Annotated in this window: 11 protein-coding genes; 4 read left to right on the top strand and 7 right to left on the bottom strand. The window is 72.7% G+C overall.

Annotated features, from left to right (window positions below):
- Positions 1–14: 14 nt before the first annotated feature.
- Both ACLQ2N_RS03055 and ACLQ2N_RS03050 read right to left on the bottom strand, forming a co-directional pair.
- Complete coding sequence (locus ACLQ2N_RS03055) at positions 15–2,282, bottom strand: tetratricopeptide repeat protein (protein ID WP_425808698.1); 2,268 nt, start codon at positions 2,280–2,282, stop codon at positions 15–17.
- Positions 2,279–3,634 (bottom strand): S1 family peptidase, encoded by a 1,356-nt coding sequence (locus ACLQ2N_RS03050; protein WP_425808696.1) that lies wholly within the window; start codon positions 3,632–3,634, stop codon positions 2,279–2,281. Before ACLQ2N_RS03050 ends, ACLQ2N_RS03055 begins: the two co-directional genes overlap by 4 nt.
- 374 nt (positions 3,635–4,008) lie before the next feature.
- Between ACLQ2N_RS03050 and ACLQ2N_RS03045 the strand changes: the two genes are divergently transcribed.
- Entirely contained in the window at positions 4,009–5,238 is a 1,230-nt protein-coding gene (locus ACLQ2N_RS03045; protein ID WP_425808694.1) for a glycoside hydrolase family 64 protein, read from the top strand.
- Between the two features lie 94 nt (positions 5,239–5,332).
- Here the strand turns inward: ACLQ2N_RS03045 and ACLQ2N_RS03040 are convergent, their stop codons facing one another.
- Genes ACLQ2N_RS03040 through ACLQ2N_RS03020 form a run of 5 tightly spaced genes read right to left on the bottom strand, consistent with a single transcriptional unit; the run spans position 5,333 to position 11,691 of the window.
- Positions 5,333–6,268, bottom strand: coding sequence for an ROK family protein (locus ACLQ2N_RS03040; protein WP_425808692.1), 936 nt, complete (start codon positions 6,266–6,268; stop codon positions 5,333–5,335).
- Positions 6,265–7,977: a dipeptide ABC transporter ATP-binding protein gene (locus tag ACLQ2N_RS03035; RefSeq protein WP_425808690.1), complete on the bottom strand. Its 1,713-nt coding sequence runs from the start codon at positions 7,975–7,977 to the stop codon at positions 6,265–6,267. Before ACLQ2N_RS03035 ends, ACLQ2N_RS03040 begins: the two co-directional genes overlap by 4 nt.
- Complete coding sequence (locus tag ACLQ2N_RS03030) at positions 7,974–8,870, bottom strand: ABC transporter permease (RefSeq protein ID WP_425808688.1); 897 nt, start codon at positions 8,868–8,870, stop codon at positions 7,974–7,976. The genes ACLQ2N_RS03035 and ACLQ2N_RS03030 overlap by 4 nt, the downstream gene beginning before the upstream one ends.
- The gene (locus tag ACLQ2N_RS03025; protein WP_425808686.1) at positions 8,867–9,826 is read right to left on the bottom strand and encodes an ABC transporter permease; all 960 of its coding nucleotides are present in this window, start codon (positions 9,824–9,826) and stop codon (positions 8,867–8,869) included. Before ACLQ2N_RS03025 ends, ACLQ2N_RS03030 begins: the two co-directional genes overlap by 4 nt.
- Positions 9,827–9,876: 50 nt before the next feature.
- Positions 9,877–11,691 carry a peptide ABC transporter substrate-binding protein gene (locus tag ACLQ2N_RS03020; RefSeq protein ID WP_425808684.1) on the bottom strand — a complete coding sequence of 605 codons (1,815 nt, stop codon included), beginning with the start codon at positions 11,689–11,691 and terminating at the stop codon, positions 9,877–9,879.
- A 285-nt stretch (positions 11,692–11,976) separates the two neighbouring features.
- Between ACLQ2N_RS03020 and ACLQ2N_RS03015 the strand changes: the two genes are divergently transcribed.
- The 3 genes from ACLQ2N_RS03015 to ACLQ2N_RS03005 are packed head-to-tail and all read left to right on the top strand — an operon-like array spanning position 11,977 to position 15,496.
- Positions 11,977–13,197: an ROK family protein gene (locus ACLQ2N_RS03015; RefSeq protein WP_425808682.1), complete on the top strand. Its 1,221-nt coding sequence runs from the start codon at positions 11,977–11,979 to the stop codon at positions 13,195–13,197.
- Between the two features lie 23 nt (positions 13,198–13,220).
- Positions 13,221–14,744, top strand: coding sequence for a M81 family metallopeptidase (locus ACLQ2N_RS03010; protein WP_425808680.1), 1,524 nt, complete (start codon positions 13,221–13,223; stop codon positions 14,742–14,744).
- A complete protein-coding gene (locus ACLQ2N_RS03005) occupies positions 14,741–15,496 on the top strand; it encodes a copper homeostasis protein CutC (protein WP_425808678.1) in 756 nt (251 codons plus the stop codon). The genes ACLQ2N_RS03010 and ACLQ2N_RS03005 overlap by 4 nt, the downstream gene beginning before the upstream one ends.
- Positions 15,497–15,562: the final 66 nt, after the last annotated feature.

The following is a 15,562-nucleotide window of genomic DNA, read 5'->3' as shown; positions in this document are numbered from 1 at the left end:
GGCGGGTCGCCCCCTCAGAAGCGGGTCTGCGGGCGCACCGCGTGCGAGAGGTCGATCAGCCGTTCGTGGTCCTCCGGCTTCTGGCGCTGACGGGCCAGCCAGCGGTAGCACTGCTCCAGTTCCGCGCGGACCTCCCGTTCACCGGGGACGGGTGGGGGCGGGAGGCCCTTGCGGAGCCATGTCCGGGGCGGCGGAGGGGGGCCGGCCGCGCGGACCGCGTCGAGTTTCCACTCGTACAGTTCCGTGCGCAGCAGCCAGGCCGCCTCGTCCCCGGCGACGACGGGGGCGGCGACCGTCTTCAGCGCCGCGTCGATCTCCGGCTCGCCGGGGAGCGGGTGGTCCCCCGAGGCCAGTCGGGCGGCCCGGATGCGCACGGCGGCGACCCGGGCCACGGTGTGGTCGCGGGACTCGTCGGGGACCAGGTCCAGGACCCGGACGGCGGCGGCCCGGTCGCCGCGGGCGAGTGCGAGCCGGGCGAGGCCGAGGGCGGCGCCGACGTGGGAGGGGTTGCGGGCGTGCACCGCGCGGAACAGTTCGTAGGCGGAGGGGCCCGCCCCGGGGCCCACCTGTTCCGCGCAGTACGCGAGGGCCAGCTTCGCCGCGTATTCGCCGGGCAGGGCGCGGTGGACGGCCGAGAAGTGGGCGTGGGCGGCCTTGAGGAGCGCCCGGCGCTCCCCCGGGCGCACGTCGCAGCCGCGCAGGGCGACCAGCCCGCGGTGCCAGCTCAGGCGCCACTGCCGTACCGGGCCCGGCCCGGGGATCGCGGCCGCCGCCTCGACCTGCTCATGGGCCGCCGTCAGCGCGTCGGCGCCCTCCTGGCCAAGCAGCAGCCGGGCGTTGTGCAGGCAGATCTCGACGGACCGCTCCCCCTCGGCCGGCTGGGCGAGCGGTTGTCCCGGGTCGTAGCTGCTGACCCCGAAGCGGGCGGCCTGAGGGTCGCCGGGGTACGGACGGGGCACCGGCAGCCGGCGGGCGATCTCGGTCGGGGTCGGCGTTCCCGGGTCCAGCGCGGGCGCCGGGGGCGTCTCGCGGCGGCTGTGCGGCGGGCGGCGCAGCCAGTGCGCATAGTCCGGCACCGAGCCCAGGCGGGCGCCGAGCAGCTCGGTGGAGGGCGTGAAGTGCGCGGAGGGCTCGGGCTGGTCGCGCTTGCCGCGCAGGGCCCGGATCTCGCGCAGCACTCCGCGCAACTGGCCGGCCATGTCCTCGGCGGTGCCGAACCGCGCCTCGGGGTCCTCGGCGGTGGCTCGCGCCACGACGAGCCGGAAGGAGCTGATGCCGAGCCCGGGGACGTCGTCGCCGACCGCCCAGCGGGCCAGTTCGTCGAGCGTGACCCCGACGGTGTGCACGTCGTGGGCCACGGTGAGCGGCTTGGTGCCGTCCGTCTCCGGGGCCGCGTAGTACGGGGTGATCACGGGCGGCGGGTCGACGCTGCCCGCCTTGCGGACGCCGCCGAGGTCGATGACCTTGATGCCGTCGAGGTGGTGGATCACGTTGGACGGCTTCATGTCCCCGTACAGGAAGCCCATTCCGTGCAGATGGGACAGGGCCTCCAGGATCTGGCAGCCGTAGGTGATGACGTGTTCGATGTCGAGGACGAAGACGCCCCGCCGGACCGACTCGACCAGAGCCGACAGGGTGCGGTCGCCGACGTCCTCCATGACGATGTAGCCGCCGGAGACGGTGCCGTCGGCGTTGGCGGTGGACACGAAGTCCCGGATCTGGACGATGCGTTCGTGCCGGATGGCGACCAGGCTGCGGCGCTCCTCACCGGCCTGGGCGGCGCCGCGCTCCGCGTAGCGGTTGAGGAGGCCCTTGACGGCGACGAAGTCCTCCAGGTGGGTGTCCTCGGCCAGGTAGACCCAGCCCTGCCCGCCGTGGGCGATGGGGCCCCGGATGACGTACTGGTCCTGGAGCGGCGGGCCGTCCTTGGTGAGCTCGGGGCGGTACGAGTAGGGCGCTCCGCAGACCGGGCAGTACCCCTCGTCCGGGGGCGGCGCGGCGGTGTGCGGCGGGACGAACGCGGTGTCGCAGGACTTGGCCGAGCAGGTCATCACGATGCGCACGGGGTGCTCGGCGGCGGCCAGCCGTTCGGCGGGGCTGCCCGGGTCGAGCAGCGGGAGTCCGAGGAGCCGGGCGGGTCCGTGGTCCTCGGGCGCGGCGGGCAACGCCGGGAGTCCGGGGGCGGTCTCGTCGCGGCCGCAGGTGTCGCAGTAGCCGGTGGGCTGGACGGCGCCGGTGCAGGGGCCGCCGGTGAAGCGGCGGTGCGGGCAGGGGATTCTCATGGGCGGTCCACGGGTCCGGTGCGCTGTCCGGGCAGTCCCGGCGCCCCCGAGAGGTCGGCGCGTAAGTCGCGCAGCAGCTGCTTGAGCCCCAGGAGCCGGGCATGCGGCTCCCCGAGCCCGCGCAGCTCCCCCAGCCGGTGCCGGTGCGCGGCCGGGTCCGTGGCGGGGCGCGGGGGCGCCGAGGCGGAGTCGGTCAGGCCGTCGAGGCGGGACCAGGTGCGCTCCATCCGTTCCGCCGTCCTCAGCAGCTCCTCGGCGCGCTCGTCCAGTGCCGGGACGAGCAGGTCGCGTTCCACCGCGCCGGGCGCCGGGCCCTCCGTGCCGCGCACGACGATCAGCAGCCGGAAGCCGAGCGTGCGCACCCGGGCCAGGACGCGTACGAGCCCTGCCGGGTCCGGCTCCTCGTCCAGGCCGATCACCGCGAGGACCGGGCCGGCGGCGGGGCGCCCGGCGAGGGAGCGTTCGGGTTCGTCCCCGCCTTCGAGGAGCCAGTCGCGGTAGCGGTTGCGCTGGTGGCGCGGGGGGCGCAGCTGGGCGACCAGGGTGTCCACCAGTTCGTCGGGGCGGCCGCGTCCGCCCTGGTGGACGAGGTGGGCGCGGTGCAGCTGGTGGCGCAGGGTGCGGTCGCGGCCGCCGCCCTCCGGGATGACGCTGAAGCGCACCGAGGGCTGGTCGGCGCCCGTGAACCAGCGCCGGAGCCGGCCGGCGAGGGCGTGGTCCCAGCCGTCCGGGCCGCTCAGCTCGGCGACCAGGGGCACGAGTGCGGCGATGCGGTCCACGGGGATCATGTACGAGAAGGCGAGGTCGTTCTCCGTGGGCAGTTCCATCTCCAGGTCGCCGCGCCAGCTGACGACGAGGCCGACGACGCTCTCCGGGCGTTCGCCCTCGCGCCCGGTGTGGACGGCGGCGCCGCTGAAGCCGGGGCGCACCACCTCCGCGTTGGTGCGGGCGTCGAGCTGCACCCAGTCGCCGTGGAGGCCGCTGATCCGGCCGGCGAGCCACATGCCGTCCGCGTCGAAGGGTGCCGCGTAGCCGCCGAGCCACACCTCGGCACCGCGTTCGAGGCGCCGGGACAGGGGCGCGGGTTCGGCCTGGGGGCGGGGGCCGTCCAGGGCGAGGACGGCGATGTCCTCGCGGCCGTCGAGCCAGCCGTCCGGGGCGACCCGGGCGGCGACGGGCGGGATGCCGGGGCTCTCGGCGAACTCGACCCACATCCGGGCGTCGTGGTCCCCGACGACGTGGGCGCAGGTCAGCATCCGGTCCTGGGTGATCAGCACCCCGGCCCCGCACACCTCTCCGTGCGGGCCGTCCCGGCGCAACCGCAGTCGCCAGTCCGCTCTCAACTCCCCCATGGTCCACGAGCGTACGCGCGGACGGGCCCCGCTTCCCAGAGTCCGGGCACAAAGGGAGGGGGCCCGAGGGCTGCGCGGTCAGGCGACCGTCTCCCGTGAGTGCGACCGAGTCCTAGTGGGGCGGGACCGGGGCATCCGTGGCACCGCGTTCAGTTCCTGATCACACGCTGAGCGGGCGTCGGGTCGCGACGCGGGGAAGTGCCGCTCACCAGCGTCGAGTTGTGAAGAGTTCTTCTTTTTGAGAGCGCTCTCAGTCACAAGTCTTGACGCCCGTGCCGCGCGTCGAGAAAGTGGTGCGCACCGCGGACGCCCCCCGCTCCACTTCCCCGCACGGTCCACCCGTCCGCGCCCCCCACGCACCCCGGAGTCGCCTCATGATCTCGCGCCGGAAGTTCCTGACGGGCGGTGCCGCCGCCACCGCCACCGCTGTGACCTACCCCCTCTGGGGCAGCGCGCTGAGCCCGAGCGCGTCGGCCTCCGCCGCCACCTGCGAACTGGCCCTGGTCAACAAGTCGTTGCCCGGCCGCGTCAACGCCTACGTCACCGGCCACGAGCAGGGCACCGACCGCTGGGTCCTGCTGCGCGCCGACGGCAGCGTCTACCACCCCGACTCCCCCTCTGCGCCGCAGACCCCGCTGCCGGTCGACTGCGCGATCCCGTTGAACGGGGCGGGCGGCGCGCCGGTCGTGCTGACGCTTCCTCAGATGTACGGCGCTCGGGTCTACTTCGTCCGGGACGACACCCTGACCTTCTACCTCAATCCGGGCCCGGCGCTGGTCGAGCCGGCGTTCGCCACCGCCACGGACCCGAACTACGGGCGGACCTGGTCGTTCTGCGAGTTCACGTTCAACCCGCAGCAGCTCTACGCCAACATCAGCTACGTCGACCTGGTGACCGCGCTCCCGATCGGCCTGACCCTGGAGGGCGACGCCACGCACACGGTCGCCCCGCTCCCCGACGGCGCCGTGCAGCGGATCGCCGACGGCCTCATCGCCCAGGCGGCCGCCGACGGCCAGCCGTGGGACAAGTTGGTGACCCGTGGCGCGGACGGCAGCGTGCTGCGGGTCATCTCGCCGCAGAACCTGATGGCGCCCTACTTCGACCGGCCCGACCAGATGCCGTTCCGGGACCTGTTCACGGCGCAGATCGACCAGGTCTGGGAGAAGTACCGCTCGACGGACCTGCGCATCGACCTCCAGGGCGGGCGCGGCGTGCGCACGGGCCGGGTCAGCGGCGACACGCTGACGTTCGAGGGCGGGCACACCTTCACCAAGCCGGTGTCGAAGGACGTCTTCACCTGCAACCACGGGCCGTTCACCAACAACCCGGCGGACAACGACGACAAGAAGGCCCTGCTGGCCCGGCTCGCGGCCGGCTTCAACCGCTCGATCATGCTCAGCCACCCGGACCAGCCCAACGGCACCTCGGTCGCCGACTACTACCAGGGCGCGGTGACCAACCACTGGTCCCGGATCGTCCACGCCAACAGCCCCATCGGCTACGCCTTCCCGTACGACGACGTCCGTCCGGACGGCCAGCCGGACGTCTCGGGCGCCGCGAACGACGGCAACCCGAGGCGGTTCACGGTGAGCGTCGGTTCCTGAGCCCACCCCCCACAGAACCGGGAGGACCCCCGTCCGGGCGGGACGGGGGTCCTCCCCATGCGTGCGCGGGACGCTCCCGGGCAGCGGACCGGCCTCAGGCGGGGGCGCCCACCGTGAGCTCCCGTCGGGCGCGGGCCGCGGCGCCGACCGGTACGGCGTCGGAGCCCAGGGCGGACCTCACCAGCCGGACCGGGTGACCGCTCACCGGCGGTTCGGCCGTCAGGGACGCCAGGACGATGGGGCTCAGGAGCGGCCAGGCGCGGCTGACCCCGCCGCCCACGACCACCGTCGTGATGTCGACGACGCCCGCGGTCATCACGATCGCGCGCGCGATGCCGGCACCGGCGGCCTCGTACACCGCGAGGGCGTCCGCGTCACCGTCCTGCGCCGCCCCGGCGACCTCGCGGGCGGTCAGGCTGCGCCCGGTGCGCTCCGCGTAGCGGGCACTGATGGAGCGGCCCGAGGCCAGGGTCTCCAGATGGCCGCGCCCGCCGCACGAGCAGAGCAGGTCCCCGAAGCCCGGGATGTGCCCGATCTCTCCGGCCGCGCCGTGCGGCCCGGTGAAGAGCGCGCCGTCGCTCCACAACGCCCCGCCGACGCCGGTGCCGAGGGTGATGCCGAGGACGTTCGGTTCGTCCCGGACCGCGCCGCCCGACGTCTCCCCGTACAGGAAGGCGTTGACGTCGTTGTCCAGGAAGGCGGGAACGCCCAGCGCCTCCTGGAGGGCGTCGGTCACCCCGAATCCGGCCCAGCCGGTGAAGGAGTCGCTGGCCACCAGGATGCGACCGGTGGCGGAGTCCACGACGCCGGCGGCGCCGACTCCGCAGCCGGTGAGCCGGCCGGGGGTGCGCCCCAGCAACGGCGCCAGGGCGTCCAGGGCCGCGCGGATCATGGCCGCGCCTCCCCTGTCCGCGGGGGTGGCCGTCTCGGCGCGGTCCAGGACGGTCAGGTCGTCGTCGCACAGGACCACCTGTGTGGTGGTGCCGCCGATGTCCACTCCGGCGAAGAGCCTGCGGTCGTACGCGTTCATGCCTGGACCTCCGTCCGGCCGGCCGTGAGGGCGGCAAGGCGCTCGGCCCTGCGACCGCGCTGGATCACCGGGTCCGGCACCGGTACGGCGGCCAGCAGGCCGCGGGTGTAGTCGGTCTCCGGGCGCAGGAGGGTCTGCCCGGTGGGGCCCTGCTCCTGGATGCGGCCGCCCCGCAGCACGACGACCCGCTGGGCGAAGTGCTGCACGACCGCCAGGTCGTGGGAGACGAACAGGCAGGCGAAGCCCAGCTCGTCCTGGAGCTCGGAGATCACTTCGAGCACCGCCTGCTGGACGCTCACGTCCAGGGCGCTGGTGGGTTCGTCGGCGACCAGCAGCCGGGGCTCCAGCACCAGCGCGCGGGCGAGGCTCACCCGCTGTCGCTGGCCGCCGGACAGCTCCCGGGGCGCGCGGTCGGCGACCTCGCGCGGCAGCCGAACGCGGTCCAGGACGGCGGCCACCTTGCTCCTGCGGTCCTTGGCGGACAGCTTCCCGCGGTGGACCCTGAGCGGTTCGGCGACGCACTCCCCGACCGTCATCCGGGCGTCCAGCGACGCGACCGGGTCCTGGAGGACCACGCCGATGCCGGCGCGCAGGGCCCGGCGGGCCCGGGGCCGGGTGCGCGCCAGGTCGTTGCCGAACAGCGAGACCGTGCCGGAGGTCGGCGCGATCAGGCCCAGCGCGACCCGGGAGGCGGTGGACTTGCCGGAACCCGACTCGCCGACCAGGCCCAGCGTCTGGCCGGGGTGCACGGCGAGGGAGACGCCGTCGAGAGCCCGCACCGCGTTCTTGCCGCGGCCGAAGACCACGGAGACGTCACGGAGTTCGGCGACCGGCTCGGTGTCCGGGGCCTCGGTGGCGGCGGTGGCCGGGGCGGCCCCGTCCGCCTCGGCCACCGACAACCGGGGCACGGCGGCCAGCAGGCGGCGGGTGTAGTCGTGGGACGGGCGCAGGAGCACGTCCTCGACCGGGCCGGTCTCCACGATCTCCCCGTGGTACATCACGGCGACCCGGTCGGCGAAGTCGGCGACGACCCCCATGTTGTGGGTGACCAGGAGGACGCCGGTGCCCGTCTCGGCGGCGAGGCGGCGCAGCAGGTCGAGGATCTCGGCCTGCACCGTGACGTCCAGCGCGGTGGTGGGTTCGTCGGCGATCAGCAGAGCGGGGTTGTTGGCGATGGCCATCGCGATGACCACGCGCTGGCGCTGCCCGCCGGAGAGCTGGAAGGGGTAGGCCGTGGCCCGCTTCTCCGGCTCGGGGATGCCGACCTTGCGCAGGAGTGCGACGGCCTCGGCGGCGGCCTCCTTGGCGGAGACCTCGCGGTGGTTGCGGATCACCTCGGCGATCTGCCTGCCGACCCGGGTGAGCGGGTCGAGCGCGGTGGCCGGCTCCTGGAAGACCATGGAGACGGTCCGGCCGCGCAGGGCGGCGAGTTCGTTCTCCCGGGCGCCGACGACCTGGGTGCCCGCGATGACCGCGCTGCCGGTGGCGCGGGCGTTGCCGGACAGCAGGCCCATCGCGGCCAGCGCGATGGTCGACTTGCCGGAGCCCGACTCGCCGACGAGGGCCAGCGTCTCGCCGGGGGCGACGCGCAGGGACACGCCCCGGACGGCCGGCACCTCACCGGTCTCGGTGGTGAAGACGACACCGAGGTCGTCCAGTTCGAGGATCGGCCCGGCCTGGGGTGCGGCGGGGCTCTGGGTGGCGGTCATCCGCGTCCCCTCACGTCGAATGCGTCGCGGAGCCCGTCCCCGATCGCGTTGAACGCCCACACCACCAGGATGATGGCCAGGCCGGGCGGAATGATGAGCCACCAGTAGCCGGAGTAGGCCGCTGTGAGGCCGGCCGAGAGCATGCCGCCCCAGTCGGTGGACGGCGGCTGGACGCCCAGGCCCAGGTAGGAGACGTAGGCGACGAGCAGGATGGCGTCGGCGATCTGGAAGGTGGCCGCGACGATGATGGTCGAGACCGAGTTCGGCAGGATGTGCCGGATGATCGCCCGGCTGTGCGTGCCGCCGATCGCGCGGAGCGTCAGCACGTAGTCGCGGTTCTTCAGGCTCAGGGTCTCGGCCCTGATGAGGCGGGACGGCACCAGCCAGGACACGAAGCCCAGGATGACGATCAGCCCGGTCAGGTCGGGGGTGGTGATGGCCGAGACCACCAGCAGGATGAAGAGCGCCGGGATGGCGATCCCGGCGTCCACGATCCGCATCATGACCGCGTCCACCCAGCCGCCCGCGTAGCCGGCGACGGCGCCCCACAGGGTGCCGATGACGGTGGCCAGGACGCCCGCGGCGAGACCGACGATCAGCGACACCTTGCCGCCGTACATGAGCCGGCCCAGTACGTCGTGGCCGACCGCGTCGGTGCCCAGCCAGTGGGAGCCGCTGGGGGCGAGGTTGACCTGCTGGAGCATCGTGTGGGTCTGGTCGGTGGAGTACACCAGCGGACCTGCGAAGCAGAACAGGACGAAGAAGGCCACGACGCCGAGGCCGACGACGGCGAGCCGGTTGCGGCAGAAGCGCCGGACGGCGAGGCGGGAGCCGGACGCCGTGACGGCGGCGGCCGTGCCGGGCACCCGGCCCGGCTGGATGACGGCACTCATGCCCGGCCTGCCTTCACTCGGGGGTCGATGATGCGCTGGACGATGTCGGCGAGGAGCGTGCCGGTCACCGTGGCGACCGCGATGACGAGCACGCAGCCGAGCAGCACGGGGTAGTCGGAGGACTGCGCGGCGGTCCAGAAGAGCAACCCCATGCCCGGATAGTTGAAGAGCTGCTCGACCACCAGCGCACCGCCGAAGAGCACCGGCACGTAGTACCCGAGCATGGCGACCACGGGCGTCAGCGAGTTGCGGAACACATGCCGCCACAGGATGGCGCGCGAGCGGGTACCGCCGGCCCGCGCCGTCCTGACGTAGTCCTCGGACAGGTTCTCCAGGGTGGCTGCCCGCATGTAGCGGCTGAACACCGCGATCATGGAGGCGGCGCCCGCGACCACCGGCAGCACCAGCGCCTGCGGTTCGGAGATCACCTGGGCGAGCGTGTCGCCCTGCGGTGCCTGGGAGGGGAACCAGGGCAGCGTCTGGCTGAACACCAGCACCAGCACCAGCCCGAGGAAGTACACGGGCGTGGAGTAGGCGATGAAGCTCAGCGTGGTGATGACGTAGTCCGCCGGCTTGTTGCGGCGCATGGCCTGCCACATGCCCATGGGGATCGCCAGCAGCAGGCCGACGATCGCCGACAGGACGGTGAGCAGCAGGGTCTTCGGCAGCCGTTCGGTGATGAGCTGGGACACCGGCTCGTTGAGCGTGTACGAGGTCCCGAGGTCACCGTGCACCAGCTGGTTCAGGTAGTAGAAGTACTGCACGGGCAGCGGCTTGTCGAGGCCCTGTTCGTGGTTGAAGGACGCGATCTGCTGCGCGGTGGCCTGCGGGCCGAGGATCCCGCGTGCGGGACCCCCGGGCAGGGCGTGCAGCAGACCGAAGACCACGATCGTCACGATGACGATCACCGCGACGGCCTGGAGTATCCGCCTGATGAGGTACGAGGAAGTGCTCATGTGATTTCCGGTCGCTTCGGCTCAGTGATGCGCGTGGTCGGCGACCGGGCTCACTTGGTCCACTTCCACATGGCGGGGTGGAAGTTGGCGAGCGAGTCCTGGGCGAATCCGCCGAGGCCCGTCTTGACGACGGAGACCTGGTAGTCGGGCTCCGGCAGCCAGATGACCGGGAGGTCCTTGGTCAGGGCGGCACTGTACTTCTGCATGGCGGCGTCGGAGGAGTCGGTGGTGGTCTCGCCGATCACCTTGTCCACGTCGGGGTTGGAGTAGCTGCCGAAGTTGGAGCCGCCGCCGGTGGCGAAGAGCGAGTCACCGCTCGGGTAGGCCGGGAAGTACCAGCTGCCCGCGCTGCCGAAGAAGGAGAGCTGCCACGTGCAGCCGGGCTGGTCGGCGCTGCACTCACCGGCCTGCGAGAGCACCGAGTTGACCGGGGCGGTCTTGATGCCGAAGCCGATGCCGGACTTGGCGAAGGAGGACTGGAGCGCGCTCATCATGTTGTCGGTCACGGTCGAGCCGGACTGCGACAGCACCTGCATCTGGAACTTGGTGCCCTTGTCCACGCCGGCCCCGCACTGGTCGTCGCCGCTGCCCGGGTCCGTGCAGACCATGGTGCCGCCGCGCTCGGTCCAGCCGTGGTCGGTGAGCAGCTTCTTCGCCTTGGCGGTGGAGAAGGGGTACGGGTTCTTTTTCTGCTCGGCGGAGATGAAGGAGGAGGTCTGGCCCTGCGGGACGGGCCCGTAGGTCGGGACGGCGGTGCCGTTGAAGATGACCTCGGAGAGGGTCTTCTGGTCCACCGACATCTGGATCGCCTGGCGGGCGTAGAGCTGCTTGAAGACGGGCCCCATGGTGGGGTTGTTGAAGTTGTAGGGCATGTACGTGATCGCCCAGCCCGCCCACGGCTTGAGGGTGTAGCCCTTGGCCTTGAAGGACGCCTCCTGGCCGAGGTTCGTGGCGTTGATGTAGCCGTAGTCGACCGTGCCGGCCCGGAGCGCGTTCTCCTCGGCGTCCGCGGTGGTGAACGGGAGCAGGTTCACCGTCTTGATGTTGGCCTTGCCGCCGCCGTCGTACGTGGCGTTGGCGAGCAGCTGCACCTTGCCGGCGGTCGAGAACGACTTGATGGTGTACGGACCGCTGACCGTCTTCCACAGCGGGTCGGTGGCGTAGCCGGAGATCTTCTTGGCGGCCGTGTTGAGGTACGTCCAGACCTTCTTGGCGCCCGCGGGGGTGAGGTCGAGGTCCGACACCTTGCCGGCGTCGCTGGTCTTGTCCCAGACGTGCTGCGGCATCGGGCGGATCATGCTCAGCTCGTTGGCGAGCATCCACTGCGTGTTGTAGGCCTTGTCGAACGTGAGCGTGAAGTGCGTGTCGTCGACGATCTTCAGCGAGGTCCAGTTGTCCGGCGCCTTGCCCGGGCTGTAGCTGGCCCAGTCCTCCTTGTCGGCCTTGACCAGGTTGAACCAGAACTGCACGTCGCGCGAGGTGATCTGCTCGCCGTCGCTCCAGTGGCGGTCGCCGAGGGTGATCGTGACGCTCTTGCCGTCGTCGGCGAAGTCGGCGGCGGTGGCCAGTGAGTTGCCCTTGTTCCAGCCGACCTTGCCGGTCGAGCCGTCGTACGCGATCAGCGGCTCCCAGAGGGACTGGGATATGGAGGAGTTGTTGGTGTTCAGGTGGGCGGCGGTGCCGACCGGAAGGATCCAGTTCGGCGTGAAGTTCGCCGGCAGCGCGTAGTTGATGCTGTCCGAGGAGCCGGAGCCGGAGGCGCTCGCGCCCCCGCCGGAACAGCCCGACAGCAGAACGGCGGCCGTGGTGGCAGCACCTGCGGCGAGGGCCCAGCGACGGCTGCGCACCGTGCGGGTAAGGATCATGACACTCCTCGGTTCGAAAGGGCCCGCAGCCGCTCGGGGGTCGGCGCTGCGTTCACGACAGCTAACGCCGCCGCTGTCGAAGAAACAAACAAGAATGAATAACAAGTAAGTTACTGCACTTTCGACGAAAGTCGTCTTGCCCCATTTTTTCCGTCCGTTTGGGGTGTTTTAGCAGGTTAAGTGGGACTTCACGGTTCGGCGCACTTCCTTCGCTCCCCTGTTCCCCTGTGCGAAGCGCGGGCGTATCGTCGCCGCCACACACCCGTTGCGGAAGTAACTTTGTACATGACTGGAATAAGTGCGTGGGACCGCAAGGCCACGAAGGGGACCCCGTCCCTCGCCGTGCGCGTCCTGGAACTCATCGCATCGGGCCAGGCGACGTCCCGGGCCGAGCTCGCCGAGCGCCTCGGGGCCGCCGCCTCCACCATCTCGCTGGCCGTGGGGCATCTGGTCGAACGCGGTCTGGTCGCCGAGGAGGGCACCCAGTCCTCCACCGGCGGACGCCCCCGCAAGGCGCTCCGGATCGGCAGCCGGGACGACTTCGCCCTCGCCGCGGACCTCGGCGGCCGGCACGCCAGGATCGGCGTGGTGCTCCCGGGCGGCGGCCTGGCCGATGTCTCGACGGTCCCGTTCCTGATCGCCGACGGGCCCGAGGCCGCCCTGCCCCGGCTGGCCGAGGCCCTGGAGGCCCTGGCCGGACAGCGCGACGCCGGCCGCCTGCGCGGTGTCGGGCTCTCGCTGCCCGGACCGGTGGACATCGCCTCGGGGTCGGTCGTCCGGCCGTCCCGGATGCCCGGCTGGCACCGTTTCCCCGTCGCCGCCTGGCTGGGAGAGCGCTTCGGCGTCCCGGCGGTCGTGGACAACGACGCCAACTGCATGGCGGTCGGCGAGCACACCGTCCGGCTCGACGGGCCCGGTCAGACCATCATGGTGAAGATCGGTTCCGCGATCGGCGCCGGCGTGATCGTCGAGGGGCGCCTCTACCGCGGAGCGACCGGCGCGGCGGGGGACATCACGCACATCCGGATCGACGCGGGAGCCGGCATCCCCTGCTCCTGCGGCAACACGGGCTGCCTGGAGACCGTGGCGTCCGGTGCGGCGCTGGTCCGCATCCTGCGCGAGCGCGGCGCGGACGTGAACAGTCCCGAGGACGTGGCCCGGCTGGCCCTCGACGGTGATCCCCTGGCCACGCGCACGGTGCGCAGGGCGGGCGACTACCTGGGCCAGGTGCTGGCGGCCAACGTCAACTTCTTCAACCCGGGCGCCGTCTATCTCGGCGGCATCCTCTCCACCCTGGAACAGTTCGTCGCCGCCGTGCGCAGCCGGCTCTACGAGAGCTGTCACCCGCTCGTCACCGAACACCTCACGATCGAGCGGACGCGGCTCGGCGCAGACGCCGGACTGGTCGGCGCCGGGCAGTTCGCCCTGCAGCACGCTCTGGCCCACGCCCTGCATGAGGTGGGCGGCACCGGCCGGTTCGACTCGCTCGCCCCCCGCCCCCTCTGACGCCCCACCCCCTACGAGGAGCCATGTCGCCATCCCGCACCGCAGCATCCCGTCCGGTCATCGCCATCGCAGGGCTCGGCATCGAGTCCTCCACCTTCTCCCCCGCCCGCACCCGGGCCGCCGCCTTCCACCCGTCGCGCGGCGCCGAGGTGCTGGACCGCTACCCGTTCCTGGCCCCCGGTGAGGAACTGCGCGAGGCGGCCGACTGGCACGGCGCCCTGGTCGGCAAGTCGCTGCCGGGCGGCACCGTCACCGCCGACGCCTGGCAGGAGCTGACCGACGAGCTGATCGAACGGCTCGCCGCGCTGCCCCGCCCGGACGGCCTCTGGTACGACATCCACGGCGCGATGACCGTGGAGGGCGTCACCGACGCCGAGGCGGTCCTGCTCGCACGCATCCGCGCCACCGTCGGCCCCGACGTGATCGTCTCGACCTCGATGGACCTGCACGGCAACGTCTCCCGCGAGCTCGTCCACGGCAGCGACCTGATCACGTGCTACCGGATGGCCCCGCACGAGGACCACATGGAGACCAAGGAGCGGGCCGCCCGCAACCTGGTGGAGCTGCTGGCCTCCGGCGCCCCCCGGCCGGTCAAGGCGTGGGTGCCCGTACCGGTGCTGCTGGCCGGCGAGCAGACCTCCACCCGGATCGAACCGGCGAAGAGCGTGTACGCGGCGGTGGACGACGTCGAGGCCGTGGACGGCGTGACCGACGCCGCCATCTGGGTGGGCTACGCGTGGGCCGACGAGCCGCGCAACCGCGCCGCGGTGGTGGTCACCGGACCCGGCCGGGAGGCCGTGGCGGCGGGGGCGGAGCGCCTGGCCCAGGGGTTCTGGAAGGCGCGCCACGACTTCGAGTTCGTCGCCCCGACGGGCACGTTCGACGGCATCCTGGACGAGGCCCTGGCGTCCGATCAGCGCCCCTACTTCATCAGCGACACCGGGGACAACCCGACCGCGGGCGGTGCCGGTGACGTGACCTGGGGGCTGACCCGGCTGCTGGCCCGCCCCGAGTTCCAGAAGGACGACGGCCCGACGGTCATCTACGCCTCGGTGCCCGGACCGGACGCCGTCGCGACGGCCGTCGCCGCCGGTGTCGGCGCCACCGTCACGGTCACCGCGGGCGCGGAGGTGGACGACCGGCACGCGGGCCCGGTCACCCTGACCGGCACGGTGCACTCCGTCCGGCACGGCGACCGGGACGCGCGGACCGAGGTCGTGATCCGGGTCGGCAGCGTGTACGCGATCCTCACCGAGCTCCGCAAGCCGTACCACCACGAGCACGACTTCACCGACCTCGGCCTCGACCCGCGGGGCGCCGACATCGTGATCGTGAAGATCGGGTACCTGGAGCCCGAACTCTTCGACATGTCGGTCGGCTGGAAGATGGCGCTCACCCCCGGTGGCGTGGACCAGGACCTGGTGCGCCTGGGCCACCACCGCATCCGCCGCCCGATGTTCCCCTTCGACCGCGACATGGCCGACCCGGACCTGTCGGCCCGCATCATCCCCGCCTCCGACCAGCCGCTCACCGGGGACGACGAGTGAGCCCCCGTCCCGCCCTGGAGATCGCCGTCACCTCACCGGCGGGCGCCCGCGCCGCCCGGGAGAACGGCGCCGACCGGGTCGAACTCTGCACCGCGCTCGAACTGGGCGGCGTGACCCCGTCCGCCGCGCTGGTGGAGGCGGTCGCGGCGGAGGGCCTGCCCGTGCAGGTCCTCGTCAGGTGCCGGCCCGGCGACTTCGTCCACGACGCGGAGGAGCTGGACCTCATGGCCGCCGAGGTGCGGTCGGTGATCGCTTCCGGCGCCGCCGGAGTGGTCGTCGGCGCGCTCCACGCCGACGGCACCCTCGACGTCCCGGCGGTCGCCCGGCTGGCCGATGCGGCCCGGTCCGCCGGGCGTCCGGTGGACGTGACCCTGCACCGCGCCATCGACCAGTCCGCCGACCCGGTGGCCACCGCCGCGCTGCTGCCCTCGCTCGGGCTGACCCGGGTCCTCACCTCGGGCGGCGCGCCGGCCGCGGCCGAGGGGCTGGCGACGATCGCGGCGATGGCCGCCGCCGCTCCGGGCGTCGACGTGATGGCGGGCGGTGGCGTGCGCCTCGGCGACATCCCGGCGCTCGTCTCCGCCGGCGCCGGCTCCGTCCACCTCTCCGCCAAGGTCCGCGCGCCGCGCCGGCCCGGCGGCACCTGGGTTCCGATGGGTGCGGGCGGGACATCGGCCGAGCAGGACACCCATTTCGTCACCGACCCGGGCGTCGTCGCGCAGGCGCGCCGGGCACTGGAGGCACTGGGCTGACCGTCGCCGCTCGCAGGACCGCGCCCCCACCCTTTTCCGGGTGGGGGCGCGGTCCTGCGTGGGCGC

The sequence above is a fragment of the Streptomyces sp. DT224 genome, from assembly GCF_049844595.1.
Taxonomy (GTDB): domain Bacteria; phylum Actinomycetota; class Actinomycetes; order Streptomycetales; family Streptomycetaceae; genus Streptomyces.
The sequence above is the reverse complement of the archived record's forward strand: the minus strand, read 5'-3'. Positions and strand labels throughout refer to the sequence as shown.

What these genes read in the sequence shown, in the direction of transcription:
- ACLQ2N_RS03055 (WP_425808698.1), bottom strand. Translation starts at nt 2,282, where the DNA reads ATGAGAATCCCCTGCCCGCACCGCCGCTTCACCGGCGGCCCCTGCACC.
- ACLQ2N_RS03050 (WP_425808696.1), bottom strand. Translation starts at nt 3,634, where the DNA reads ATGGGGGAGTTGAGAGCGGACTGGCGACTGCGGTTGCGCCGGGACGGC.
- ACLQ2N_RS03045 (WP_425808694.1), top strand. Translation starts at nt 4,009, where the DNA reads ATGATCTCGCGCCGGAAGTTCCTGACGGGCGGTGCCGCCGCCACCGCC.
- ACLQ2N_RS03040 (WP_425808692.1), bottom strand. Translation starts at nt 6,268, where the DNA reads ATGAACGCGTACGACCGCAGGCTCTTCGCCGGAGTGGACATCGGCGGC.
- ACLQ2N_RS03035 (WP_425808690.1), bottom strand. Translation starts at nt 7,977, where the DNA reads ATGACCGCCACCCAGAGCCCCGCCGCACCCCAGGCCGGGCCGATCCTC.
- ACLQ2N_RS03030 (WP_425808688.1), bottom strand. Translation starts at nt 8,870, where the DNA reads ATGAGTGCCGTCATCCAGCCGGGCCGGGTGCCCGGCACGGCCGCCGCC.
- ACLQ2N_RS03025 (WP_425808686.1), bottom strand. Translation starts at nt 9,826, where the DNA reads ATGAGCACTTCCTCGTACCTCATCAGGCGGATACTCCAGGCCGTCGCG.
- ACLQ2N_RS03020 (WP_425808684.1), bottom strand. Translation starts at nt 11,691, where the DNA reads ATGATCCTTACCCGCACGGTGCGCAGCCGTCGCTGGGCCCTCGCCGCA.
- ACLQ2N_RS03015 (WP_425808682.1), top strand. Translation starts at nt 11,977, where the DNA reads ATGACTGGAATAAGTGCGTGGGACCGCAAGGCCACGAAGGGGACCCCG.
- ACLQ2N_RS03010 (WP_425808680.1), top strand. Translation starts at nt 13,221, where the DNA reads ATGTCGCCATCCCGCACCGCAGCATCCCGTCCGGTCATCGCCATCGCA.